Raw genomic sequence first — 23,647 nt, forward strand, 5'->3', positions numbered from 1 at the left:
AAGATGCGACGACGTGGATCGGCGTGGGCGGCGGCCGTGCGCACCCCGGTGGGCGCGTGCTCGGCCGTGCTGCTGGCCGTGGTGGTCCTGCTGGCGGTGATCGCCCCGCTCGTGTGGGGCGACGGCGCCGCGGCGATCGACACCGACGCCATCGGCCAGGGCCCGTCCGGGGCGCACCCGTTCGGCACCGACTCCCTCGGCCGCGACCTGCTTCTCCGCACGCTGGTCGCGACGCGGCTCTCGATCGGGCTCGCCCTCCTCTCGACCGCGATCGGCGTCGGCATCGGGATCGTGCTCGGAACGCTGCCGTCGGTGCTGCCGAGGTGGGCGGGCCGGCTGGTCGTCGCCGCCGTCGACATCGCGGTCGCGTTCCCCGGGCTGCTGCTGGCGCTGTTCTTCGCGGTGATCTTCGGCGTCGGCACGCAGGGCGCGGTGCTCGCGATCGCGTTCGCGATGGCGCCGGGGTTCGCCCGGCTCGTGCAGACGCTGTCGGCGTCGGTGAGCGGCCGCGACTTCATCGCCGCGGCCCGGATTTCCGGCGTCGGCCGGACCCGCCTGCTGGTCCGGCACGTGCTGCCCAACATCGGCGAGCCCCTCGTCGTCAACGCGACGATCGGGGCCGGCTCGTCGCTGCTCGCGTTCGCCGGGCTGTCGTTCCTCGGGATCGGCGTGCAGGCCCCGGACTACGACTGGGGCCGGCTGCTGCGCGAAGGCCTGGACGGCATCTACGTCAGCCCAGTGGCCGCGCTCGCGCCCGCCGCGGCCGTGGTGCTCGCCGGGCTGGCGTTCAACCTCGTCGGGGAGACGGTCGCCGGGGTGGTCGGGGTCCGCACCCGCGCGTCGCGGCGCACGGCCGGACCGCTGCCGGCCGTGACCGCGGCGGTCGCGGCCGAACCCGCCGCCGACGCGGTGCTGGTCGTCGAGAACCTCCGGGTCGCGTTCCCGGGCCCGGGCGGGTGGACCGTGCCGGTGCGCGGGGTGAGCTTCAGCGTCCGCCCGGGCGAGGCGATCGGCGTGGTCGGCGAGTCCGGCTCCGGCAAGAGCCTGACCGCGCTGGCGGTGTCGCGGCTGATCGAAGCACCCGGCGTGGTCACCGCGGACCGGCTGGAGTTCGACGGCAAGCCCGTGGACAAGGCGCCGGACCGGGAGCTCGGCACCTCGCTCGCGATGGTGTTCCAGGACCCGATGACGTCGTTCAACCCGGCCCGCCGGGTCGGGCGGCAGCTCGCCGAGGTGTCCGAACAGCACCACGGCCTGTCGCGGCGGGCGGCGTTCGCCCGCGCGGTCGACCGGCTGGCCGCGGTGCGCGTCCCGGCCGCGGCCCGGCGCGCCCGGCAGTACCCGCACGAGTTCTCCGGCGGCATGCGGCAGCGGGCGATGATCGGGATGGGCCTGATGGGGCAGCCGAAGCTCGTCATCGCCGACGAGCCGACGACCGCGCTCGACGTCACCGTGCAGCGGCAGGTCCTGCGCCTGCTCGCCCGCACCCGCGAAGCCGAGGGCGCGGCGATCCTGCTCATCAGCCACGACATCGCCGTCGTTTCCCAGACGTGCGAACGGATGCTGGTGATGTACGCCGGACGCGTGGTCGAGGACCTGCCGGCCGGCAGCCCGGCCCAGCACCCGTACACGCGGGCGCTGCTGGCCACGACGGTCGACCTCGACACCGACCGCGACGAGCCCCTGGAAGTGATCCCCGGCCGCCCGCCGGAGCCGGACCAGGTGCCCGACGGCTGCGCGTACGCCGCCCGGTGCCCGCTGGCCTCGGACCGGTGCCGGACCGAGGACCCGGCGCTGGAACCGGCCGCCGAAGGTCACCGGGTCGCCTGCTGGCACCCGCAGGTGAGCGTCCTTTCCGGACAGTCCCACGAGGAAGGGGCGGCATGAGCGCCTTGGAGTTCGACGCGGTGAGCGTCCGGTACGGCAAGCTGACCGCGGTCGACGGGGTGAACCTGACCGTCCCGTCCGGACAGGTCGTCGGCCTGGTCGGCGAGTCCGGCTCGGGCAAGTCGACGCTCGCCAAGGCCGCGGTCGGGCTCGCGCCGGTGAGCGCCGGCCGGGTGCTGCTCGACGGCGTGGACGTGCGGCGGCTGCCCCGGCGGCGCCCGCTGCAGATGGTGTTCCAGGACCCGTACTCGTCGCTGGACCCGCGGATGGCGATCGGCGAGTCGATCACCGAAGCCATGCCCCGCGGCACCGCCCGCGCGGCCCGCCGCGCCGAGGTGGCCCGGCTGCTGGAGCTGGTGCACCTCGACCCGGACCGCGCCGGGATGCTGCCCGGGCAGCTGTCGGGCGGGCAACGCCAGCGCGTCGCGCTCGCCCGGGCGCTGGCCGGGCAGCCGGAGGTGCTGATCGCCGACGAGATCACCTCGGCGCTCGACGTCTCGGTGCAGGGCGCGGTGCTCAACCTGGTCCGCGACGTCCAGCGGCGGCTGGCGCTGTCGATGCTGTTCATCTCGCACAACCTCGCCGTGGTGCGGTACGTCAGCGACGTCGTCGCCGTCATGTACCTCGGGCGGATCGTCGAGGCCGGGCCGGCCGAGCAGGTGCTCACCGACCCGCAGCACCCGTACACGCGGGACCTGCTCGCCTCGGCGCCGTCGGCGCACCGCAGCCTGCTGGCCGACACCGACGACCCGCTCGCCGACACCGAACCCGCCGACCCGCACCACCCGCCCGCCGGGTGCCGCTACCACCCGCGCTGCCCGATCGGCCCGCTCGTGCACACCGACCGCACGCTGTGCACCCAAGCCGACCCGGCCGACGACGCCGCCCACCGGCCGCACCGCGCGGCCTGCCACTTCGCCGCGTGAAACCGTTTCCCACAAGGAGATCCCGCATGACCCGACGTCTGGGCACCGACGACCTGTACGCCCTGGAGTTCCCCGAACAACCGGCGATCTCGCCCGACGGCGCCCGGATCGTCTACGCCGTGCGCACGGCGGACCGCGAGAAGGACACCGACACCCGTTCGCTCTGGCAGGTCGCCACCGGCGGCGGTGAGGCTCGCCGGCTGACCCGCGGCCAGGCCGACGCGGCCCCGGTGTGGTCGCCGGACGGCACGCGGATCGCGTTCCTGCGCGCCCAGGACGGCCCGGCGCAGCTGTGGCTGCTGCCCGCCGACGGCGGCGAGCCCGAGCAGGTCACCACGTTGCCGCTCGGCGCGGGCACCCCGGTGTGGCGGCCCGACGGCGCCGAGATCGCGTTCAGCGCCCCGATCGACCTCGCGGCCGAGGAAGGCGAGGACGACGGCGCGCAGGGCCGCCGCGCGAGCGCCCCGGTGGTCGCCGACCGCCTCGACTTCAAGGCCGACGGCGCCGGCCTCCTGCGCACGCTGCGCAAGCACGTCCACGTCCTCGACGTCGCCACCGGCGAGGTCCGGCGGGTCACGGCGGGGGACTGGCACGCGGGCGACCCCGCGTGGTCGCCGGACGGCGGCCGGCTGGCCTTCCCCGCGGCACGCGACGCCGACGCCGACCTCACGTTCCGGTCCGGCGTCTACGTTCTCGACCCCGGCGACCGCACCGCCGAACCGCGGCCGGCCGGCTCGGCCGACGGCATGGCCGGGACCGTCACCTGGACCGCGGACGGCGAAGCCCTGCTCGTCATCGGCCGCCTCGACACCGCGCCGGGCCACCTCGGCCTGCTTCGCGTGCCGCTGGACGGCGGCGAGACCGTCGACCTCGCCGCGTCGCTCGACCGCAACGTCATGCCGGGCGGCCCGGGCTACCCCGGCGCGGTCCCGCGGCTCGCCGGCGACGGCTCGACGGTCCTGTTCTGCGTCCGGGACCGCGGCTGCACGCACCTGTACGCCGTCGACGTCACCGGCGGCGAGCCGCGGCGCGTCCTCGGCGAGGCCGGCACCGCCGTCGACGGGCTGAGCGTCGCCGGGACCACCGCGGCGGTCGTGCTGACCACGCCGACGTCCTTCGGCGAGGTCGCGACCGTCGACGTCGCCGGGGGAGAGGCGCGGGTGCACACCACCCTCGGCCCCGCCGAGATCGAACTGTTCGTCCGCGAGGAGCGGGAGTTCACCATTTCCGACGGCACGGTCGTGCAGGGCTGGCTGCTGCGCGACCCCGCCCGCACCGGCCCGCTCCCGCTGCTGCTCGACATCCACGGCGGCCCGCACAACGCGTGGAACGGCACGGCCGACGCCGTGCACGTCCACCACCAGGAGCTCGCCGCCCGCGGCTGGGCGGTGCTGCTGCTCAACCCGCGCGGCAGCGACGGCTACGGCGAAGCGTTCCTGACCGCCGCGGTCGGCGCTTGGGGCGTCGCCGACGCCAAGGACTTCCTCGAGCCGCTCGACGACCTCGTCGCCGAAGGCGTGGCGGACCCGCGGCGGCTCGCGGTGACCGGCTACAGCTACGGCGGCTTCATGACCTGCTACCTCACCAGCCGCGACGACCGGTTCGCCGCCGCGATCGCGGGCGGCGTGGTCAGCGACCCGGTGAGCATGGCGGGCACGTCCGACAGCGGGCACTACCTCGGGGTCGCCGAGCTCGGCGCCGTCCCGTCGGAGAACCGCGCGCACTACGCGGCGCTTTCCCCGCTGGCGCAGGTGGAAAAGGTGCGCACGCCGACGCTGGTCGTGCACGGCGCCGACGACGACCGGTGCCCGGCCGGGCAGGCCGAGCAGTGGTTCACCGCGCTGCGCGAGCAGGGCGTGCCCACCCGGCTGGTGCTCTACCCGGGCGCGTCGCACCTGTTCATCCTCGAAGGCAAGCCGTCGCACCGCGTGGACTTCAACCGCCGCGTCGTCGACTGGGTCGAGCAGTACGCGGGCGAGCCGGGCAAGCCGGCGCGGATCCCGCTCGACGCCGCGCACTGGCGCCGGCGGCTGGCCGAGCTCGCGCGCAAGCACCGCGTCCCCGGCGCGGCGCTGGGCATCCTGCGCCTCGACGGCGACGAGGTCGTCCAGGTCAGCCACGGCGTGCTGAACAAGGCGACCGGCGTCGCGGTCACCGACGACTCGGTGTTCCAGATCGGCTCGATCACCAAGGTGTGGACGGCGACCGTCGCGATGCAGCTGGTCGACGAAGGGCTGCTGAAGCTGGACGCGCCGATCATCGACGTCCTGCCCGAGCTGCGGCTCGCCGACCCCGACGTCACGAAGAAGGTGACGCTGCGGCACCTGCTGACCCACACCAGCGGCATCGACGGCGATGTCTTCACCGACACCGGCCGCGGCGACGACTGCCTCGAGAAGTACGTCGCGATCCTCGACCAGGCCGCGCAGACCCACCCGCTCGGCGCGACGCTGTCCTACTGCAACTCGGGGTTCGTCCTGATCGGCCGGGTGATCGAGAAGCTGACCGGCAAGACCTGGGACGCGGCCCTGCGCGAGCGGCTGTTCACCCCGCTCGGCCTCAAGCGGACGACGACCCTGCCGGAGGAGGCGCTCCTGCACCGCGCGGCGATGGGGCACGTCGCGGCCGGGGACGCCGAGCCGGAACCGGCGCCGGTGTGGGGCCTGCAGCGCTCGGCGGGCCCGGCCGGGCTCATCACGGCGTCGACCGACGACGTCCTGGCGTTCGCCCGCCTGCACCTGACCGGCGGCCTCGGCCCGGACGGCTCGCGCGTGCTCTCGGCCGAGTCCGCGCAGGCGATGACCGAAGAGCAGTTCGAGATGCCGGACAAGGACACCCTCGGCGATTCGTGGGGCCTCGGCTGGATCCGCTTCGGCTGGGACGGCCACCGCGTCTACGGCCACGACGGCAACACGATCGGGCAGGCGGCCTTCCTGCGGATCCTGCCCGGGCACGGGCTGGCGGTCACGCTGCTCACCAACGGCGGCAGCACCCACGACCTGTACGAAGAGCTCTACCGCGAGATCTTCGCCGAGCTGGCCGGTGTCGCGCTGCCGCAGCCGCTCGAACCGGCCGTGCCGGCCCCCGACGTCGACGCCTCGGAGTTCCTCGGCGTCTACGAGCGGGAGTCGGTCCGCACCGAAGTCCTCGACCGGGACGGGAAGCTGTGGATCCGGCAGACCGTCACCGGCCCGCTGGCCGAGCTGGTGCCGGAGCCGACGACCGAGGACGAGCTGGTCCCGGTCGGCCCGGCGCACTTCGCGTACAGCCCGGCGGGCATGCGCGGCTGGGTTTCGGTGACGTTCTACGAGCTGCCGACGGGGGAGCGGTACCTGCACTCCGGCGTGCGGGCGACGCCGAAGGTCAAGGAGTGACGACGACGCGCTGAGTCGTTCCGGTGTCCCGCCAGGCCTGCTCGACGTCCTGGAGGGACACCGGACGCGCGTCGATGCGGAAGCTCTCGATTTCGGGCACGAGCGCCCGCAGCTCGGCGACGATGTCCTTGGTGGGCACCGAACCCTGCCCGCTGCCGACGAGCTGCAGGCGCGCCGCCCGGAGCGCGGCCGACGGGAGTTCGATCGCCGGCCCGGCCACCGAGCCGATCTCCACCCACGTCAGCGGGCGGCCCCGGTCGGCGCGTTCGGTGACGATCGTGCGCAGGGCCTCGGTGGTCGGCGGGCCCCAGACGTAGTCGAGGACGACGTCGACGTCGGCGGCCTTGCCCAGTTCGTCGAAAGTTCGGGTTTCGTCCGCCTCGGCCGCGGCGAGCCGCTCCGGATCGCGGCCGGCGGCGATCACCCGGCCGGCGCCGAGGTGCTTCGCGACCTGGACGGCGAGCCGTCCCGCGTTCCCGGTGGCGCCGAGGACCAGGACGTCCTGCCCGGCGGCGAACTCGATCCGCCGGCGCAGGGCGATCCACGCGGACATCGCGGGGTTCATGCCCGCGGCGACGGCGATGGGGTCGGCGTCCGCGGGCAGCACGACGCTGCGTCTGACATCGACGACGGTCCGTTCGGCCATCGAGCCCAGCGACGTGTCGGGCAGGACGAAGTAGCGGAGGGTGCCGTCGGGAGCCCGGCCGACGCCGTCGATGCCGGGAACGAGCGGAAGCTCACCCGTTCCGGTGTAGTGCGTGCCGCCGGCCTGGGAGCGGACCCGGGGGTGCAGCCCGGCGGCGAGGACGTCGACGACGACCTCGTCTTCGGTGCGGGGCTGGGGATCGGCGAAGTCCCGGCAGGTGGGCGGAGTACCGAACTCGGTGACGACGGCTGCGCGCATGACGGCTCCTATTAGTTGGGAATGCCCACTACTTTAGATGGTATTACCAACTAGTTCAAGGTAGTCTCGACGGCATGACCGAACCCGACGAGGTGCTGGACAACCTCGCCCAGGTGTCCTTCGCGGTGATGGCGGTGCTGAGCCAGGTCGCGGCGGCGCACGAGCTTTCCCTGACGCAGCTGCGGGTGCTGGGCATCCTGCGCGACCGCACGCCGAAGATGGCGGAGCTGGCGACGCACCTGGGCCTGGACCGGTCGTCGGTGAGCGGGCTGGTCGACCGGGCGGTCCGCCGCGGGTTGGTCGCCCGAGAGGCCAGCCGCGACGACGGGCGTTCGGTACGCGTCAGCCTGACGCCGGCGGGCGTCGCGCTGGCTCGCGAACTGACGGCGGAAGTGGCGCGGGGGATGGCCCCGCTGACGTCGGGGCTGGGCACGGCCGACCGCAACCGGCTGGGCGTCCTGCTGGGGCGGATGCTGGCATGAGCCCCGTCACGTCGGGAACACCTGCGTGGCCGGGGCGTTGTAGTGGGTGTCGGTACGGTGGAGCCCCCGGGCCTCACCCCTTGCCTTCACGGAATGCCAGTCCGGCTGGAGCCGTGTAGCGCCTTTCGCCGCGAGGCGACCCCCGTACCGGCCTCGAACTCCCGTTTCCGCTCGCAGGTTCCCCCCAGCCTTCGCCGAGCGGAAGCGGGACTTTTTTGTCCTCAGTGGACGGTGGTGGCCGGGTGCGCCTGACGTGAATGACTCATTCCTGTCGCCACACGACATGAATGAGTCATTCAGGACAGTCGGGGCGGGGCGACGTGGGGCTGCGGGGCGGGGCAGCTGTTCTGCGATAGCCCTTCCGGCACCCCGAAGCTGTCATGGTGACTACGGCCGGCAACACCGCGTCAAGGCGGGAAAGATGCCTTGACCCGGTGCTGCCGGCCGTGTTGTGGCTTCGGATCGGGGTGCGGGGGAGTCTGGGTTCTCGTCGGTGCCTGTTCTCGGGGCCTCTCGCCTGGGGGACCGGCGTTGTGCGTGTGGGTGGGTGGTCGGGTTGGCCGTTCCGCCTTGGTTGCCCCGCCGGGCCAACCTCGCGCTTCTCCCACCCGGAGCTTGCTGCGAACCCGGCAGCGCTCGCCGGTGTCAGTGGTGCGGCGCGGCCGTCGCTCCCGGCGTCGACTTCCGGATGAACCAAGTCCCCGCGAAGGCCAGCAACCCGATCACCCCGGCCACCACGAACGCCGCCCGCAGCCCGGAAGCGTCCGGCCCTGCCGCCGCCCCGTCCGCGCTCCACAGCGTCGCCACGCTCACGAACACCGCCGTCCCCAGCGCGCCCGCCACCTGCTGCAGCGTCGACAGGATCGCGCTCCCGTGCGAGTACAGGTGATCCGGCAGCACGCCCAGCGACTCCGTGAACAGCGGCGTCATCATCAGCCCCAGCCCGGCCATCAGCAGCACGTGGATCCCGATCACCGCGATCAGCGGCGAACCCGGCCCCAGCGTCGTGAACAGCCACAGCGACACCGCCATCGCCGCCGCGCCCGGGATCACCAGCGGGCGCGCGCCGACCTTGTCGAACAGCGCCCCCACCGGCCGGCCCAGCAGCCCCAGCACCAGCCCGCCCGGCAGCACCGCCAACCCGCTCACGAACGTGCTCGTGTGCAGCACCGTCTGCAGGTACAGCGGCAGCAGGATCGCCGCCGCGCCGATCAGGCACACGAACAGCAGCGCCGTCAGCACCAGCGCCACCACGAAACTCCGGTGCGTGAACGGCCGCAGGTCCAGCAACGCCCGGTCGCGCCGCTGCAGCCGCAGCTGCCGCCACGTGAACACCGCCAGCGCCACCACGCCCACGACGATCGGCACCCACGCCGGCACCAAGGGCTCCGCCCCGGCCTGCTCGCCGCTCGACGACAACCCGTACAGCACCCCGCCGAACCCGATCGCCGACAGCAGCACCGACGGCACGTCCAACGGCACCCGCCGCGTCTCGCTGTCCAGCCGCAGCTGCAGGGCACCGGTCACCAGCGCCGCCACCGACAACGGCAGCACGATCCAGAACATCCAGCGCCAGCCCAGCGAAGACAGCACCGCGCCACCGATCGTCGGCCCGATCGCCGGCGCCACCGCGATGACGATCGTGATCGTCCCCATCGTCGCGCCGCGCCGCTCCGGCGGCACCAGCCGCATCACCGTCGTCATCAGCAGCGGCAGCATCACCGCCGTCCCGCACGCCTGCACCACCCGCCCCGCCATCAACATCCCGAACCCCGGCGCGAGCGCGCTCAGCAAAGTGCCCAGGCTGAACGCCGACAGCGAGAACAAGAACACCTGCCGCGGCGAGAACCGCTCCAGCAGGAACCCCGTCGTCGGGATGACCACCGCCATCGTCAGCAAGAACCCGCTGGTCAGCCACTGCACGGTCGTCGTCGGCACCCGCAGGTCGACGGTCAGGTCACGCAACGCGACACTCAGGATCGTCTCGTTCAGGATCATCACGAACGCGGACAGCACCAGGACCCCGATGAGGAGCCCCGGCCGCGCCGGAGCGCGATCCAGGTCGGCGGGCGGAGTGGACACGGTGTCGGTCATCGGGGCGAAAGCTCTCCTGATCGGGCGCGGCCGCCGGCGACGGCAGGCGGTCTCCCTGCAGTCTGCCCGTTCCGTCGCCTTCGTGTCACGGCGGTTTCGGCAGTGCCCGCCGTCACAGGGGACCCCCTGCTGACGCTCCGAAACTGTCCGATATGCTTCAGCAAGTACGGAGTTCCGCAGCGCGCGATTAGCTCAGCGGGAGAGCGCTTCCCTGACACGGAAGAGGTCACTGGTTCAATCCCAGTATCGCGCACCACGAGCCCACCCCCGGGAACTCGTGGAAGTCCGTACCGCGGGCGATTAGCTCAGGGGGAGAGCGCTTCGTTCACACCGAAGAGGTCACTGGTTCGATCCCAGTATCGCCCACTCGATTCGGGGTAGCCCCTGTTCGCGGAATGCGCGAACAGGGGCTCTCTCGTTCTGTGTCTTGTGGGGGCCGAGCCCCCACGCCCCCGCCGGGGGCAAGCCCCCGGACCCCCCTGCGCGTGGCCGGGTTCTCGTGCCGGGTGGCCCTGCGCGTGGCTGGGTTCTCGGGCCGGGTGGCGGTTTGTCCTTAGTGGACTTTTACAGCAGGCGGCGTTGTAGTGCGTCGGCTATTACTGTGCTCACCAGGTTTTCCAGCTCTGTGGGGTCTGGGAGCGTGTGCCTCCTGCGGCCGGCGAACAGCAGGTGGCTTGCTCCGATCAGGGACAGCGCCAGGGAGTCCACGTTCGCGTCCGCCGCTATGCGGCCCTGGGCTCGCTCTGCCTTCAGGTAGGTCGACAGCATCTCCCTCGCCTCCGCCAGGAACGGCAGGCCGTCGCCTGGGCGGCGTAGGCGCTCTCTCAGCTCGTCGCGGAAGAACACCAAGCTCGTCAGCGCTATCGAGACCGGGTCGAACAGCTCTGTCAGGGCGTCCGTCAGGTTTGCCGCCACCGTTTGCGTTCCTGCCGAGGCCTCCAGGATCGCGGACTGGTCCGTCAGGCGGGCTATCCGGTCCTTCACCAGCTCCGCCAGGAACTCGTCGAAGTCCGTGAAGTGCCGGTGGAGTACGCCCTTTGCCACGTCTGCCTCGGCCGTCACCGCTCGGCTCGTCAGGGCGTTCGGGCCCTCGCGGAGCAGGACCCGCTCCGCCGCCTCGAACAGCTGCTTGCGTACGTCGCGCAAGTGGACCCCGGTCGGCATGACCCCATTCTCCGTTACGCCCGGCGCGAACGCTCGGGCGGTTGCCTGAGTGGGCGCGTGCCCATTAGAGTGGGCGCATGCCCACTCAGCCTCATCAAGCCCGCCACTTCGCCGAATCCTTCGGGGTCGACGCCGAACGCTACGACCGTGCCCGGCCCGAGTATCCCGCCGAACTCGTGCGGCGTGTTGTCTCTGAAAGTCCTGGTCGTGACTTCCTCGACGTCGGTTGTGGCACTGGCATCGAGGCTCGGCAGTTCCGGGACGCCGGGTGTCAGGTGCTCGGCGTCGACCCCGATCCGCGCATGGCCGGCTTCGCTCGCGGGACCGGCATCGACGTCGAGGTCGCGACGTTCGAGGACTGGGACACTGCGGGACGGACCTTCGACGCCGTCGTCGCCGGCCAGGCCTGGCACTGGGTCGATCCGGTGGCCGGTGCCGCCAAGGCGGCCGGTGTCCTGCGGCCCGGCGGCCTGCTTGCCCTGTTCGCGCACGTGTTCCAGCCGCCGGCGCCGGTGGCGGACGCCCTTGCCGCCGGCATCCGGCGGGTGCTGCCCGATTCGCCGTTCGCGGGGGAGTCCAGGACCGCCGCCGAACTCTACGAAGTCATGTTCGCCAAGTTCGCCGACGGCATCCGCGAATCCGGTCGGTTCGGTGAGCCCGAGCGGTGGTCGTTCGCGTGGGAACGGACCTACACCCGCGGCGAATGGCTCGACCTCCTGCCCACGACCGGCGGCCTGACGCGCCTTCCGTCGGACGCCCTCGCCGGCGTGCTCGCCGGCGTCGGTGCGGCCATCGACGCGCTCGGCGGTGGCTTCACGCTGTCGTACTCGACATTGGCGGTGGCCGCAAAGAAGGCTTGACAAGAAAAGTTGTCGGTGAGACCTTGGTGGCAAGCACGAGCGACCGATGAACCTTCGGTCCGAACCGGGAGTCACCTATGTCTTTTCAGGCTTACCTCGACAACGCCGAGCGGCAGACCGGCATCACCCCGCGCGGTTTCCTCGACCTCGCCGCGGAGAAGAACCTCACCAAGCACGGCGACGTCGTCGCATGGCTCAAGACCGAGCACGCCCTCGGCCACGGCCACGCGACGGCGATCGCGCGCCTGATCACCAAGGGGCCCGACTTCGTCGCCGCGCACCACACGGAAGGGGTGCTGCACCTCGACGGGGTGGCCGCCCGGAAGTGAGCGCCCTCGGTCGCGCAATCGCGCGGCTCGCAGATGGCCGGGGTCGGCCGGCCTTGGCCAACATCGGGCGCTTCGCCGCCGAGACCCCGCGCGGCCGGACCACCTCGGCCAACAATGGGTGTCTCGCCGCCGAGGCGCCCGAACGGCCGGCCTGCCACGCGAGGCCGACCAGCCTCGACCAGCCTCGACCAGCCTCGGGTGCCTCGCTGCCGAGGCGTCCGAGTGGCAGGCGCGCCCCGGGGCCGCCAGCCCGTGCCGCATCACCCGATTGGGCCGAGGTGCGTGCCACCCGAAACATCGAGCGTCCGGCCGGTGATCCATCGGCCGTCCGGCCCCGCCGGGAACCCGACCACGCCCGCCACGTCCCGTCCGGGCGATGGTCAGCGGCCGACCGCGACGGGTTCCGGACTCGCCGGCACCGGCGAACGCCGCGGCAGGAAGGCGGCGACGCCCAGCGCGATGAGCGCCGCGGCCGACCCCATGCCCAGCACGAGCCGGAACCCGTTCTGCGACGGCAGTTCCACCGGTCCGAACCGGACGGTCAGCCGCGCGAGGACCAACCCGGCCGTGGCGCTCGAGACCGACGTCCCGATCGAGCGCATCAGCGTGTTGAGGCTGTTCGCGGCCGCGGTCTCCGACACCGGCACGGCGCCCATCACGAGCGACGGCATCGCGCCGTAGGCGAGCCCGATGCCGGCGCCGATGACGCTCGACACCAGCACCAGGTGCCAGGTCGCGCTCATCAGCACGATGCCCAGCGCGTACCCGGCGGCGACGACCACCGCGCCGAGCATCAGCGTCGTCTTCGGGCCGCGGGTCGCCGTGATGCGCGCGGACACCGGCGCCAGCGCCATCATCACCAGCCCCGACGGCGCCATCACCAGGCCCACCACCAGCATCGACTTCCCGAGGCCGTACCCGGTGGCGGCCGGCAGCTGCAGCAGCTGGGGGAGCACCAGCGACATCGCGAACATCGCGAAGCCGAACACGGCCGACGCGATGTTCGTCAGCAGGACCTGGCGCCGCGCGCTCGTCCGCAGGTCCACGAGCGGCCGCGGTGTGCGCAGCTCCCACCGGCCCCACAGCAGCAGGACGACGACCGCCGCGGCGAACAGGCCGAGCGTGGCGGCGCTGCCCCAGCCCCAGTCGGCGCCCTTCGAGATGGCCAGCAGCAGACACACCAGGGCGACCGAGAGCCCGGCCGCGCCGAGGACGTCGAACCGCCCGCCGGTGCGCACCGGCGACTCCGGCACGAGCGCGACGACCAGCGCGGTGACGACCAGGCCGAGGCCGGCCGCGGTCCAGAAGAGCACGTGCCAGTCGGCGTTTTCGGCCAGCAACGCCGCCGCGGGCAGACCGAGCGCACCGCCGACGCCGAGCGACGCGCTCATCAGGGCCGTGGCCGAGCCGAGCCGTTCGGCGGGCAGCTCGTCGCGCATGATGCTGATCCCGAGCGGGATGACGCCGGCGGCCAGCCCCTGCAGCGTCCGGCCGGCGACCATCGGCACGAGGGTGTCCGAGAGCGCGCCGATCGCCGAGCCCACGACGAGCGCCCCGAGGCTGACGAGCAGCATCCGCCGCTTGCCGTACATGTCGCCGAGCCGGCCCATGGTCGGCGTCGCCACCGCGCCCGCGAGCAGCGTGGCGGTGATCGCCCAGGTGGCGTCGGCGGCGGAGGCGTGCAGCAGCCCCGGCAGGGCGGGGATCAGCGGGATGACCAGCGTCTGCATCAGCGAAACGGTGATGCCCGCGAGCGCGAGGACTCCGACGACGAGGTTCGCGCGCGGCGACGCCTCTCCGGCGGGCGTGGATGGGTCGGGCACGAGGAGTCCTCCGTGGGGATGTCCGAATTAAATCAGTCGCTTGACTTAGCGTAGAAGCCTTCGGTTGACTGATCACGAACTGAAGGCCACCGCGGAGGAACGATGACGAGCACCGCCGAGATCCCCGAGTTCCCGATGACGCGCGCCGCCGGCTGCCCGTTCGACCCGCCGCCCGCGGCCCGCGCGCTGCAGGCGGAGGCGCCGCTCGCGCGGGTCCGGCTGTGGGACGGCAGCACGCCGTGGCTGGTGACGCGCTACGCCGAGCAGCGGACGCTGCTGGCCGATCCCCGTGTCAGCGCGGACATCACCCGGCCCGGCTACCCGAGCCCGGCCCCGCTGCCGAAGGGCGGCACCGGGATCAGCTTCATCCTGATGGACAACCCGGAACACGCGCGGCTGCGCAAGATGGTGACCGCGCCGTTCACGATCCGGCGCACGGCCGCGATGCGCCCGGCGGTGCAGAAGATCGTCGACGAGCAGCTCGACCGGCTGCTGGCCGGCCCGAAGCCGGTCGACCTCGTCGAGGCGTTCGCGTTGCCGGTGCCGTCACTGGTGATCTGCGAGCTGCTCGGCGTCCCGTACGCCGATCACGACTTCTTCCAGGAGAACAGCAAGGTCATCATCCGGCGCGACGCGAAGCCCGAGGAGCGCGCGGCCGGTCACCAGGCGCTCGTCGGCTACCTCGACCGGCTGGTGGGCGAGAAGCTGGCGGCGCCGGCCGACGACCTGCTGTCCGGGCTCGCCACCCGCGTCCGCGCGGGCGAGCTGTCCCGGACCGAGGCGGCGCAGATGGGCGTGCTGCTGCTGATCGCCGGCCACGAGACGACGGCGAACATGATCGCGCTCGGCACCCTGGCCCTGCTGGAGCACCCGGACCAGCTGGCCCTGCTGCGCGCGTCCGACGACCCGGCCCTGGTCGCGTCGGCGGTCGAGGAACTGTTGCGGTACTTGAACATCACGCACAACGGCCGCCGCCGCGTGGCGCTCGAGGACATCGAAGTCGCGGGCGAGACCATCCGCGCGGGCGAGGGCCTGATCATGGCGAACGACGTCGCCAACCGCGACCCGTCGGTCTTCCCGGACGGCGACCGGCTCGACGTCACCCGCGACTCGCACCGGCACGTCGCGTTCGGGTTCGGCGTCCACCAGTGCCTGGGTCAGCCGCTGGCCCGGCTCGAGCTGCAGGTCGTCTACAGCACGCTGTACCGCCGGATCCCGACGCTGGCGCTGGCCACCGAGGTCGACCGGATCCCGTTCAAGCACGACGGGTCCGTGTACGGCGTCTACGAGCTGCCGGTCACCTGGTGAAGCGGGTCAGACGCTCCGCAGCACCGAAACGACCACGCCCAGGATCGCCGCCCGGTCGCCGTCGATGACGGCGTACGCCGGGTTGCGGGGCTCGAGGTAGACGTGACCGTCGCGGCGGCGGTACACCTTGACCGTCGCCTCCTCGTCGATCATCGCCGCGACGATCTGGCCGGAGTGGGCCTCGGTCTGCTGCTTGACCACGACGATGTCGCCGTCGCAGATGGCCGCGTCGATCATCGAGTCGCCGCGCACGCGCAGGCCGAAGACGGTGCCGCGGCCGGTGAGGTCGCGCGGCAGCTTGAGGACGTCGTCGACGTGCTCCACGGCCGAGATCGGCGTGCCGGCGGCGATGTCGCCGACGACCGGCACGGGCACGGAGTCGGCGTCCCCGGCGGGCGCGCTGCCGTGCAGGAACGCGCGGACGTCCATCGGGCGCGACACCGTGGCGCCGCGGCGCAGGAAACCCTTGTCCTCCAGGCTCGCCAGGTGCTTCGACACCGACGACGTCGACTGCAGGCCGACGGCCTCGCCGATCTCCCGGGTGCTGGGGGAGTAGCCGTGGCGGACCACCCAGTCGCGGATCACGACCAGGATCTTCTGCTGCCGCTCCGGCAGGGCCGAGGCGTCGAGGTGCTCGAACGTGTCGTCGTAGGTGGTCACCGGCGGAATCCTAGAGGCAGGCGCGGCGCGCGGTGCGGCCTGGTCGCCCCGGCGGGTCCCGCTGGCCGGAACATCGAGTGACAGTTGGCGTCTTACCAACATGAACCTCGACTTTGCCATCTGTTGACCTGGTGTCCGATTCGCCGTATGGTCTAGACCACAATTTTCCTTCGCTCGAACCCCCTTCCCGGCGCGGTGGGCACCCCCTGCCGCGAGTTCGTCGTACCCGGGAAGCGAGCCTGTCCCCGAAGGAGCTGGTATGAACCGCAAACTGGTCGCGGCCGCGGCGGGCGCACTCCTGGCGCCGGTCCTGGTGGTGCTGAACCCCGCCGGCATCGCGAGCGCGCACGGTTACGTCAACGCCCCGGCGAGCCGCCAGGCCCAGTGCGCACAGGGCACGGTGGCCTGCGGCAACATCAAGTACGAGCCCCAGAGCGTGGAAGGCCCGAAGGGCCTGAAGTCCTGCAACGGCGGCAATTCCCAGTTCGCCGAGCTGAACGACAACACCAAGGGCTGGAAGGTCTCGCCGGTCGGCCGCACGGCGACGTTCACGTGGACCTTCACCGCCCGCCACAGCACGGCGAACTACGAGTACTGGATCGGCAACGACAAGGTCGCCGACATCAGCGGCAACAACCAGCAGCCGCCGCAAACCGTGTCGCACCAGGTGAACCTGGGCAACCACACGGGCCGCCAGACGGTGCTGGCGGTGTGGAACATCGCGGACACGACGAACGCGTTCTACAGCTGCATCGACCTGCAGGTGAGCTGAGACCACCGTCCACCCGGGAGCGCGCGGCTCCCGGGTGGACGGTTCTCGTGGTGCGGCCGCCGCTTGACCTTGACACAGTGACAAGGTCTTCACTGGCGGCAGGAGGTACTTGCGATGAACCACAACCCGGACCCGCGCCTGCTCGCCGCACTCGCGGCCGGCGACGCGTCCACCCGCTTGGAAGCCGCGCTCGCCGCCGGCACGCACGCCGATCCCGGGCTCGCCGAGGCGCTCGTCGCCCGGTGCGCGGTCGAGCCGGACTTCTTCGTGCGCGACATGCTCACCTGGGCCCTGACCCGGCTGCCCGCGGAGAGCACCGTTCCCCGGCTGCGGACCGAGCTCCGGTCGAAGACCGCGCAAGCCAGGAGCCAGGCGCTGCACACGCTCTCGAAGATCGGCGACCGCACCGCGTGGCCCGCCCTCACACCGGCGCTGCTCGACGACGCCGACGACGAGGTCAAGCGCAGCGCGTGGCGGGCCGCCGTCGTCCTCGTGCCCGACGGCGACCGCGGGGAGCTGGCGGTGCGGCTGGCCGCCCAGCTCGGGCGCGGCGACCGGGACACACGGCTGAGCCTCAGCCGCGCCCTCGCCGCCCTCGGGGACGCGAGCGAGCCGGCCCTGCGGCCCGCGCTCGCCGCCACCGATCCGGCGGTGCGCGCGCACGCCCGCGCCACCGAACGGCTCCTGCGCGACCCCGACGCCGGCTTCGACCTGAACGTCGAAGCGGCGAAACGGGTCGCCGCGCTCGGCCCGGAGCGCGCGTGCTGATCGGCGAAGTGGCCCGCCGGTCCGGGGTGAGCACGCGGATGCTGCGGCACTACGACTCTCTCGGGCTGGTGCGGCCGACCGGCCGCACCGTGGGCGGCTACCGCGAATACTCCGAGGCGGACATCCGCCGGATCTTCCACGTGGAAGGCCTGCGGTCCCTCGGGTTGTCGCTGCGGCAGATCGGGACCGCGCTGGCGGACCCGGACTTCCCGCCGTCCGTGCTGGTCGGTGACCTCATCCGGCGGACCGAGGACCGACTGAAGCGGGAACAGGAGCTGCTCGAGCGGCTTCGGGCGATCGACGCCTCGGCGCCCGACGGCTGGCCGGACGTCCTGCGCGTCGTCGAGCTGCTGCACGGGCTCGGCTCGCCGCACGCCGCGCGGCGGCAGCAGGCCGTCCTCGCCCCGGCCGAGGACGGCCCGGTCCCCGCCGACGTGCTGGCCAAGGCCGTGCTCGCCGAGTCCGACCCGAACGTCGCCGGCGCGCTCCGGTGGGCGCTCGCGCGGGCCGGCGACGGCGGCGTGGCGAGCCTGGCCGCCGGCCTGCGCTCGCCCGACGCCGGCATCCGGCGGCGAGCGGTCCTGGCGATCGCCGAGCTGCCCGGCGACGAAGCGACGTCGGCGCTCGTGGGCGCCCTCGACGACCCGGACCCGGCGGTGCGCCGGCGGGCCGCGCTGGCCGCGGGCGGCCGGGGCGGGAGCGCGGCCGTGCCGATCCTCGCCGGCATGGTCGTCGAGGGCACGAACGACGTCGAGGCCGCCGAGGTCCTGAGCCTGCTGGCCACCGACCACGGCTGCGCGGACCAGGTCATGAGCGCGATCGCCGGCGAGCTGGCCGACACCGGGGACCAGGCGGCGCGGATCCGCCTGACCCAGGCGCTGGCCGAGCTGCCGCCGCCCCTCGCGCGCGACGCCCTGCGGCAGCTGGCCGGCGACGACGACCCGGCTGTCGCCCGCGTCGCCGCCGCCCTCGTGGCCCTCCGGTGACCCCTCAGCCGAGGCAGGCGCGGACGGCCTTGGCGAGGTTCGCCGCCCGCGGGTCGTCGGGCCGGTAGTTCCAGAGGTTCGTGACGTAGCCGAAGCCGACACCGGCGTGGGGGTCGCCGAAGGCGATCGAACCGCCGGAGCCCGGGTGGCCGAACGAGCCCGGCCCGGCCATCGGCAGCGGCGGGCAGGCCCGCCAGAAGCCGAGGGACATGTTGAAGGAGCGGTCGGCCGGGATGTCCAGGCCGGCCGGCACGCCGTACATCGTCGTCTTGTCGGTCTGGATCGCGGTCATCGTCTCGACGGTCGCCGGGTCGAGCAGCCGCAGCCCGTCGACCTCGCTGACCGTGGCGGCGTACATCCGCGCCAGCGAGTGCGCGTCCGCCACCATGTTCGCGGCCGGGAACTCCGCGGCGCGCCAGGCCCGCGTGCGGAAGTAGCCCGTCGAGGGGTCCAGGGCGCCGCCCAGGACGCCCGTGTGCATCTGGATCGCGTCCGGCGTCCACATCGACTCGACCCACCGCGTGACCGTGTCCGCGTCGAGGCCGGTCGTCGCGATCATCCCGGCGAGCAGCTCCTCCACGGTGAACGGCGCGGCGTCCTCGAACCGCGCCACCCGCGGCTCGTGCTCCTCGGGCAGCCCGATCCACGCGCTCAGCCCGAGCGGGGCGGCGACCTCCTCGGCGAAGAACGTGCCCGGCGACTTGCCGGTGATCCGGCGCACGACCTCGCCGACCAGGAACCCGTAGGTCACGGCGTGGTAGACGTGCCGGGTGCCCGGCTCCCACAACGGCTTCTGCGCTTCGAGCGCGTGGATGACCGGCTCCCAGGCACACGCCTGCTCGAAGGTCAGCGGCCCGTCGACGACCGGGAGGCCGGCCTGGTGCGACAGCAGCCAGCGCACCGGGATCTCCTCCTTGCCCGCCGCGCCGAACTCCGGCCAGTACTCGACGACCGGGGCGTCCAGGTCCAGCCGGCCGCGCTGGGCCAGCAGGTGGGCGCAGATCGCGGTGGCGCCCTTCGTCGTCGAAGCGACCTGAGCGACGGTGTCTTCACCCCAGGGCCGGTTCGCCTCGCGGTCGGCGAGGCCGCCCCACAGGTTGACGACGGGGCGGCCGGCCACGTAGACGCTGCACGCCGCGCCGATCTCGCCGGGGTGGTCCGCGAAGTTCGCGCGGAACGCGTCGGCGACCTTTTCCCAGCCCTGCTCGACGTAGCCGCCCTCGGCGGGGATGTCAGCCATGATGTGGTCCTTTCCCGGATTCGAAGATGCGCCCACGATCCCGGGCCGCTCTGACACCGGGCAGCCACCGCACTGACACGGTTGGGAGATCTCGCGGAGTGCCGGAACCGATCGGCCCGGACGTCGCCGCCTTCCGCGACGACCTGATCAAGACCCACCGCTGAGACTCAACCTCTCGGCGGCCTGCGAGCTGGACCGTGTCATCGGACTCGTTCGCGCCGGTATCGGTCGTGGCCGATCGGGCGGCGCGACCGGAACGTTCGTGCGGCGAAGCTGCCCTGAATACTCTCGTCCGCGCCGCGGGCCCGAGGCCGCGGCCGGGCCGGGTGTAGAAGGGGGTGGGGTCGCCGCGGGCAGGCGGTCGACGGGGGGACAGGACACTGTGGAACGGACGACGTGTTGCGTCGTGGGCGGGGGTCCCGCGGGCATGGTGCTGGGCTTGCTGCTCGCGAGGGCCGGGGTCGAGGTCACGGTGCTGGAGAAGCACGAGGACTTCCTGCACGACTTCCGCGGCGACACCGTGCACCCGGCGACCCTGCAGCTGCTCGACGAACTCGGGCTGGGGGAGCGCTTCGCGCGCCTGCCGCAGACGCGGATCACCGACGTGGTCCTGCCCGACGGTGACGGCGGGGTCCGGCGGATCGGTGACTTCGGTGCGTTGCGCAGGTGGGGAGTGCGGCACCCGTACGTGGCGATCGTTCCTCAGTGGGACCTGCTGAACCTGCTCGCCGACGCCGCGCGGGCGGAGCCGGCGTTCCGGCTCGAAACGGGGACCGCGGTGACCTCGCTGATCCGGGAGCGCGGCCGGGTCGCCGGGGTCCGCTACCGCACGAGCGGGCCCGGCGGCGAGGAGGTCGGCGGCGAGATCCGGGCCGACCTCACGGTGGCGTGCAACGGCCGGAATTCGGTCCTGCCCGCGGCGGCCGGGCTGGGGGTGACCGAGTTCGACGTTCCGTTCGACACCTGGTGGTTCCGGCTCTCGCGGCGCGAAGGCGAGCAGGTCGACCAGCTGACCCGGCGGCCGGGCCGGGGCCGGTTCGCGATCGTCATCCCGCGAGAGGGCTACTTCCAGATCGGGTACGTCGCACGCAAGGGCACCGACGGCCGGCTGCGGGCCCGCGGCATCGACGCGTTCCGGCGCGACGTGGCCGAGCTCCTCCCGGAGTACGCCGACCGGGTCGGCGAGCTGGTCTCGATGGACGACGTCAAGCTCCTCGACGTCCGGCTCAACCGGCTGCGCCGGTGGCACGTGGAAGGCCTGCTGTGCATCGGGGACGCCGCGCACGCCATGTCGCCGGTCGGGGGCGTGGGCATCAACCTCGCGGTCCAGGACGCCGTCGCGACCGCGGCCGTGCTGGCCGGGCGGCTCCGGCGGGGTGCGGTGCGGGGGGCCGACCTCGCCCGGATCCGGCGGCGCCGGTTGCCGTCGCTGCTGCTGGTGCAGGCCCTGCAGCGGATCATGCACGCCGACCTCGCCGGCCCGATCGTGTCCGGGAGGCAAGCGGGCCCGCCGGGCTGGATCATGACCGCGGCGCAGAGGGTGCCGATCCTCCGGACGCTGGCGGTGTACCTCGTCGGCGTGGGGCTGCGACCGGAGCGAGCCCCGGCGTCCGCCCGGCGCGGCGTCACGCCGGAAGATCAGTTCGCCGCCTGACGCGACAAGGGGCCGCCGGGCCGGAGTTCAGCTCGCCGGCCACGAAAACGACGTCGGTCACAGCTTCTTGAGCCGCCGCCGGTTGACCATCAGCACTTCGTCCGACAGGTCCGGGGCGGCGTCGGCGATCGCCCGGGAGAGGAGCAGCGCGCCGACCATCTGGCTGAACAACGCCACCGCGCGCTCGCGGGCTTCGGCGGGAGTGAGTTCGGCGCCGGACTGGCGTGCGCGGTCGAGCAGCATGTCGGTGATGGCGGCGAAATAGCCGTCGAGCCCGCGCCGGTATTCAGCCTGGGCGGCGGCGCTGTGGCGGCCGGCGTCGGAGACGAGGGCGGCCGAGGCACAGCCGGTCTCGGGGTGGTCGCGGTGCTCGGCGTCGAGGTATTCGTCGACCATGTCGTGCAGGGCCGCGCGCGCCGAGCGGGGATGCGCTTCGCGGATGGCGTCGAGGACCTCGAGCGAGTCGGTGAAGCCCTGGCGGAGGACTTCGAGAGCGAGGTCGTCCTTCGAGGCGAAGTGGTTGTAGAACCCGCCGTGCGTCATGCCGGCCGACTTCATCAGCTCCTCGATGCCGATGCCGTCGATGCCGCGCAGCCGGAACCCCGCGCCGGCCGCGTTGACGATCTTCTCGTGGTTGAGCCGTTTCTGCTCTTGGGTGATGCGGGGCACGTCGACGTCCTTTCCGGCGGGCTCGCTGCCGTTACCGATGTTGACAGTCAATGATGACGACGGCAATCTTAAATTATGATGACGGACGTCATCGAAAGGACGGTCATGAGCTTCGGAACCATCGGCGCCGGGACGGTCGCGCAGGCGATCGCGGGCCACCTCGTGAAGGCCGGCCACAAGGTGACGCTCAGCAACAGCCGCGGCCCGGACACGCTTCTCGACGTCGTGACCCGGCTGGGGCCGCTCGCGAGCGCGGGCACACCCGCGGAAGCGGCCGCCGCCGACCTGGTCTTCCTCACCGTGAGGTGGCCGCAGGTCGGCGCCGCGCTGGCCGGGCTGCCCGGCTGGAACGGCCGCATCCTGGTCGACACCACCAACAACCTCGAGTCGATGCGGCCGTCCGTCGCCGATCTCGGGGTGGCGACGGCGAGCGAGTACGTCGCGGATCGTGCGCCGGGCGCGCGTGTCATCAAGGCCTTCAACACCCTCTACGCCCAGTACATCGCCGCCGATCCCCGGCACGCGGAAGGACGGCAGCTGCTGTTCTACGCCGGTGACGACCAGGCCGCCAAGGCGGACTTCCGCACCGTCGCCGACGCCCTCGGCTTCGCGCCGGTCGACGCCGGGACGCTGCGTGACGGCGGTCGCCTGATGCAGATCGGTGGCCCGCTCTCGGCGCTGCACGCCCTGAAGCAGGACTGAAGCCGTGAAAGCCTTGGCCTATGAGAAGGCACACGCGCTCGACGCGTTCGCCATCACCCTGACCGAAGTCGCCGAACCTCGGCCACGGGACGGTGACCTGCTGATCGAAGTCCGGGCGATCGGCATCAACCCGGGCGAAGCCGCGATCCGGCAGACGCGCAGCGCCGAGCCCGGCGGGCGGGTCGTCCTCGGCTGGGAGTTCGCCGGGGTCGTCGCCGAGGTCGGACCCGCGGCCACCGGATTCGCGGCCGGGGACCGGGTGCTGGGCACCGGCGACTTCACCCGCGACGGCTGCTGGGCCGAGCGCGTCGCGGTCGACCACCGGGTGGTGGCCAAGATCCCGGACGGGCTGGCGTTCACCGACGCCGCATCGCTGCCCATCGGTGTCCTCACGGCCTGGGAATCGCTGTTCCGCGACCAGGACGCGCTGCCGCCCGGTGTCGGCCGCGTGCTCGTCGCCGGCGGAGCCGGTGGCGTCGGGTCGATGGCCACGCAACTGCTCAAGGCCACGACGCCGGCGTTCGTGGTCAGCACGGCCTCGCGGCCCGAGTCGCGGACGTGGGCGACGGCGATGGGCGCCGACCTGGTCGTCGACCACCACGGCGACCTGGCCGGACAGCTCCGCGCGGCGGGGGTCGACCACGTCGACCTGGTGTTCTCGACCGCGGGCACCAGCGGCCGCCTGGGGACGATCGCGGAGGTGCTGCGCCCCTTCGGGCACCTGGCCGCCATCGACCTCACCGGCCCCTTCGACCCGGAGGCCTTGACGGGCAAGTCGCTGTCGCTGCACAGCGAGATGGTGTTCAGCAAGATCGTGGCCGGCGGTGATGTCGGCAGCCAGGGCCGGATTCTGGCCCGGGCGGCGGAAGACGTCGCGGCGGGCCGGCTCCGCCCGATCGTCACCACTGTTCTCGAGGGTCTGACCGCCGAAAGCATGAAGACGGCGCACACCCTCGCCGAGAGCGGCCGGACCATCGGGAAGACCGTGATCCGGGTTGGCGGCTGAAGCCGGTGCACCAGGGCGGCGCGTGAAAGCCGTCCTCGA

Annotated in this window: 20 protein-coding genes and 2 tRNA genes; 15 read left to right on the forward strand and 7 right to left on the reverse strand. The window is 72.8% G+C overall.

Annotation, left to right across the window (positions count from 1 at the left end; translation table 11 throughout):
* The first annotated feature begins 3 nt into the window (after positions 1 to 3).
* Genes ACERZO_RS20670 through ACERZO_RS20680 form a run of 3 tightly spaced genes read left to right on the forward strand, consistent with a single transcriptional unit; the run spans position 4 to position 6,187 of the window.
* Complete coding sequence (locus tag ACERZO_RS20670) at positions 4 to 1,887, forward strand: dipeptide/oligopeptide/nickel ABC transporter permease/ATP-binding protein (RefSeq protein ID WP_372666343.1); 1,884 nt, start codon at positions 4 to 6, stop codon at positions 1,885 to 1,887.
* On the forward strand, positions 1,884 to 2,813 hold the full coding sequence (locus tag ACERZO_RS20675) for an ABC transporter ATP-binding protein (protein ID WP_372666344.1): 930 nt from the start codon (positions 1,884 to 1,886) through the stop codon (positions 2,811 to 2,813). Before ACERZO_RS20670 ends, ACERZO_RS20675 begins: the two co-directional genes overlap by 4 nt.
* A 26-nt stretch (positions 2,814 to 2,839) precedes the next feature.
* Positions 2,840 to 6,187 (forward strand): serine hydrolase, encoded by a 3,348-nt coding sequence (locus ACERZO_RS20680; protein ID WP_372666345.1) that lies wholly within the window; start codon positions 2,840 to 2,842, stop codon positions 6,185 to 6,187.
* Here the strand turns inward: ACERZO_RS20680 and ACERZO_RS20685 are convergent.
* Complete coding sequence (locus tag ACERZO_RS20685) at positions 6,177 to 7,091, reverse strand: quinone oxidoreductase family protein (RefSeq protein ID WP_372666346.1); 915 nt, start codon at positions 7,089 to 7,091, stop codon at positions 6,177 to 6,179. The two genes, ACERZO_RS20680 and ACERZO_RS20685, sit on opposite strands and share 11 nt — an antisense overlap.
* A 74-nt stretch (positions 7,092 to 7,165) precedes the next feature.
* Here ACERZO_RS20685 and ACERZO_RS20690 point away from each other — a divergent pair, with 74 nt between their 5' ends.
* Positions 7,166 to 7,573 (forward strand): MarR family winged helix-turn-helix transcriptional regulator, encoded by a 408-nt coding sequence (locus ACERZO_RS20690; protein ID WP_372666347.1) that lies wholly within the window; start codon positions 7,166 to 7,168, stop codon positions 7,571 to 7,573.
* A 645-nt stretch (positions 7,574 to 8,218) separates the two neighbouring features.
* Here the strand turns inward: ACERZO_RS20690 and ACERZO_RS20695 are convergent.
* Positions 8,219 to 9,667, reverse strand: coding sequence for a DHA2 family efflux MFS transporter permease subunit (locus tag ACERZO_RS20695; protein ID WP_372666348.1), 1,449 nt, complete (start codon positions 9,665 to 9,667; stop codon positions 8,219 to 8,221).
* 181 nt (positions 9,668 to 9,848) lie between these two features.
* On the opposite strand from ACERZO_RS20695, the gene ACERZO_RS20700 reads away from it, so the two are divergent.
* Together ACERZO_RS20700 and ACERZO_RS20705 are read left to right on the forward strand one after the other, a co-directional pair.
* A tRNA-Val gene (locus tag ACERZO_RS20700) sits at positions 9,849 to 9,923 on the forward strand.
* 38 nt (positions 9,924 to 9,961) lie between these two features.
* Positions 9,962 to 10,033: transfer RNA gene (locus ACERZO_RS20705), tRNA-Val, on the forward strand.
* A gap of 198 nt (positions 10,034 to 10,231) precedes the next feature.
* Here the strand turns inward: ACERZO_RS20705 and ACERZO_RS20710 are convergent.
* A complete protein-coding gene (locus ACERZO_RS20710; RefSeq protein ID WP_372666349.1) occupies positions 10,232 to 10,831 on the reverse strand; it encodes a TetR/AcrR family transcriptional regulator in 600 nt (199 codons plus the stop codon).
* A gap of 77 nt (positions 10,832 to 10,908) precedes the next feature.
* Here ACERZO_RS20710 and ACERZO_RS20715 point away from each other — a divergent pair, with 77 nt between their 5' ends.
* Positions 10,909 to 11,691: a class I SAM-dependent methyltransferase gene (locus ACERZO_RS20715; RefSeq protein ID WP_372666350.1), complete on the forward strand. Its 783-nt coding sequence runs from the start codon at positions 10,909 to 10,911 to the stop codon at positions 11,689 to 11,691.
* 77 nt (positions 11,692 to 11,768) lie between these two features.
* Positions 11,769 to 12,020 (forward strand): DUF4287 domain-containing protein, encoded by a 252-nt coding sequence (locus tag ACERZO_RS20720; RefSeq protein WP_372666351.1) that lies wholly within the window; start codon positions 11,769 to 11,771, stop codon positions 12,018 to 12,020.
* A 380-nt stretch (positions 12,021 to 12,400) separates the two neighbouring features.
* On the opposite strand, the gene ACERZO_RS20725 is transcribed toward ACERZO_RS20720, so the two are convergent.
* Positions 12,401 to 13,843: an MFS transporter gene (locus tag ACERZO_RS20725; RefSeq protein ID WP_372666352.1), complete on the reverse strand. Its 1,443-nt coding sequence runs from the start codon at positions 13,841 to 13,843 to the stop codon at positions 12,401 to 12,403.
* 102 nt (positions 13,844 to 13,945) lie between these two features.
* Here ACERZO_RS20725 and ACERZO_RS20730 point away from each other — a divergent pair, with 102 nt between their 5' ends.
* Positions 13,946 to 15,151 carry a cytochrome P450 gene (locus ACERZO_RS20730; RefSeq protein ID WP_372666353.1) on the forward strand — a complete coding sequence of 402 codons (1,206 nt, stop codon included), beginning with the start codon at positions 13,946 to 13,948 and terminating at the stop codon, positions 15,149 to 15,151.
* Between the two features lie 6 nt (positions 15,152 to 15,157).
* On the opposite strand, the gene lexA is transcribed toward ACERZO_RS20730, so the two are convergent.
* The gene (lexA, locus tag ACERZO_RS20735) at positions 15,158 to 15,811 is read right to left on the reverse strand and encodes a transcriptional repressor LexA (protein WP_372666354.1); all 654 of its coding nucleotides are present in this window, start codon (positions 15,809 to 15,811) and stop codon (positions 15,158 to 15,160) included.
* A 259-nt stretch (positions 15,812 to 16,070) separates the two neighbouring features.
* Between lexA and ACERZO_RS20740 the strand changes: the two genes are divergently transcribed.
* The 3 genes from ACERZO_RS20740 (at position 16,071) to ACERZO_RS20750 (ending at position 18,337) form a co-directional block, all read left to right on the forward strand.
* On the forward strand, positions 16,071 to 16,583 hold the full coding sequence (locus ACERZO_RS20740) for a lytic polysaccharide monooxygenase auxiliary activity family 9 protein (RefSeq protein ID WP_372666355.1): 513 nt from the start codon (positions 16,071 to 16,073) through the stop codon (positions 16,581 to 16,583).
* A gap of 114 nt (positions 16,584 to 16,697) precedes the next feature.
* The gene (locus ACERZO_RS20745; RefSeq protein ID WP_372666356.1) at positions 16,698 to 17,351 is read left to right on the forward strand and encodes a HEAT repeat domain-containing protein; all 654 of its coding nucleotides are present in this window, start codon (positions 16,698 to 16,700) and stop codon (positions 17,349 to 17,351) included.
* Entirely contained in the window at positions 17,345 to 18,337 is a 993-nt protein-coding gene (locus ACERZO_RS20750) for a HEAT repeat domain-containing protein (protein ID WP_372666357.1), read from the forward strand. The genes ACERZO_RS20745 and ACERZO_RS20750 overlap by 7 nt, the downstream gene beginning before the upstream one ends.
* 4 nt (positions 18,338 to 18,341) lie before the next feature.
* Here the strand turns inward: ACERZO_RS20750 and ACERZO_RS20755 are convergent, their stop codons facing one another.
* Complete coding sequence (locus ACERZO_RS20755) at positions 18,342 to 19,577, reverse strand: serine hydrolase domain-containing protein (RefSeq protein ID WP_372666358.1); 1,236 nt, start codon at positions 19,575 to 19,577, stop codon at positions 18,342 to 18,344.
* Between the two features lie 382 nt (positions 19,578 to 19,959).
* Between ACERZO_RS20755 and ACERZO_RS20760 the strand changes: the two genes are divergently transcribed.
* On the forward strand, positions 19,960 to 21,231 hold the full coding sequence (locus ACERZO_RS20760) for an FAD-dependent oxidoreductase (RefSeq protein ID WP_372666359.1): 1,272 nt from the start codon (positions 19,960 to 19,962) through the stop codon (positions 21,229 to 21,231).
* Between the two features lie 57 nt (positions 21,232 to 21,288).
* Here the strand turns inward: ACERZO_RS20760 and ACERZO_RS20765 are convergent, their stop codons facing one another.
* Complete coding sequence (locus tag ACERZO_RS20765; protein WP_372666360.1) at positions 21,289 to 21,900, reverse strand: TetR/AcrR family transcriptional regulator; 612 nt, start codon at positions 21,898 to 21,900, stop codon at positions 21,289 to 21,291.
* Between the two features lie 105 nt (positions 21,901 to 22,005).
* On the opposite strand from ACERZO_RS20765, the gene ACERZO_RS20770 reads away from it, so the two are divergent.
* On the forward strand, positions 22,006 to 22,602 hold the full coding sequence (locus tag ACERZO_RS20770; RefSeq protein WP_372666361.1) for an NADPH-dependent F420 reductase: 597 nt from the start codon (positions 22,006 to 22,008) through the stop codon (positions 22,600 to 22,602).
* 4 nt (positions 22,603 to 22,606) lie between these two features.
* Positions 22,607 to 23,608, forward strand: a complete 1,002-nt coding sequence (locus tag ACERZO_RS20775; RefSeq protein ID WP_372666362.1) for an alcohol dehydrogenase catalytic domain-containing protein — start codon at positions 22,607 to 22,609, stop codon at positions 23,606 to 23,608.
* Positions 23,609 to 23,647 lie beyond the last annotated feature (39 nt).

Origin of the sequence: Amycolatopsis kentuckyensis (assembly GCF_041679295.1) — a bacterium.
Lineage (GTDB): Bacteria > Actinomycetota > Actinomycetes > Mycobacteriales > Pseudonocardiaceae > Amycolatopsis > Amycolatopsis kentuckyensis_A.

What these genes read in the sequence shown, in the direction of transcription:
- ACERZO_RS20670 (WP_372666343.1), top strand. Translation starts at nt 4, where the DNA reads ATGCGACGACGTGGATCGGCGTGGGCGGCGGCCGTGCGCACCCCGGTG.
- ACERZO_RS20675 (WP_372666344.1), top strand. Translation starts at nt 1,884, where the DNA reads ATGAGCGCCTTGGAGTTCGACGCGGTGAGCGTCCGGTACGGCAAGCTG.
- ACERZO_RS20680 (WP_372666345.1), top strand. Translation starts at nt 2,840, where the DNA reads ATGACCCGACGTCTGGGCACCGACGACCTGTACGCCCTGGAGTTCCCC.
- ACERZO_RS20685 (WP_372666346.1), bottom strand. Translation starts at nt 7,091, where the DNA reads ATGCGCGCAGCCGTCGTCACCGAGTTCGGTACTCCGCCCACCTGCCGG.
- ACERZO_RS20690 (WP_372666347.1), top strand. Translation starts at nt 7,166, where the DNA reads ATGACCGAACCCGACGAGGTGCTGGACAACCTCGCCCAGGTGTCCTTC.
- ACERZO_RS20695 (WP_372666348.1), bottom strand. Translation starts at nt 9,667, where the DNA reads ATGACCGACACCGTGTCCACTCCGCCCGCCGACCTGGATCGCGCTCCG.
- ACERZO_RS20710 (WP_372666349.1), bottom strand. Translation starts at nt 10,831, where the DNA reads ATGCCGACCGGGGTCCACTTGCGCGACGTACGCAAGCAGCTGTTCGAG.
- ACERZO_RS20715 (WP_372666350.1), top strand. Translation starts at nt 10,909, where the DNA reads ATGCCCACTCAGCCTCATCAAGCCCGCCACTTCGCCGAATCCTTCGGG.
- ACERZO_RS20720 (WP_372666351.1), top strand. Translation starts at nt 11,769, where the DNA reads ATGTCTTTTCAGGCTTACCTCGACAACGCCGAGCGGCAGACCGGCATC.
- ACERZO_RS20730 (WP_372666353.1), top strand. Translation starts at nt 13,946, where the DNA reads ATGACGAGCACCGCCGAGATCCCCGAGTTCCCGATGACGCGCGCCGCC.
- ACERZO_RS20740 (WP_372666355.1), top strand. Translation starts at nt 16,071, where the DNA reads ATGAACCGCAAACTGGTCGCGGCCGCGGCGGGCGCACTCCTGGCGCCG.
- ACERZO_RS20745 (WP_372666356.1), top strand. Translation starts at nt 16,698, where the DNA reads ATGAACCACAACCCGGACCCGCGCCTGCTCGCCGCACTCGCGGCCGGC.
- ACERZO_RS20755 (WP_372666358.1), bottom strand. Translation starts at nt 19,577, where the DNA reads ATGGCTGACATCCCCGCCGAGGGCGGCTACGTCGAGCAGGGCTGGGAA.
- ACERZO_RS20770 (WP_372666361.1), top strand. Translation starts at nt 22,006, where the DNA reads ATGAGCTTCGGAACCATCGGCGCCGGGACGGTCGCGCAGGCGATCGCG.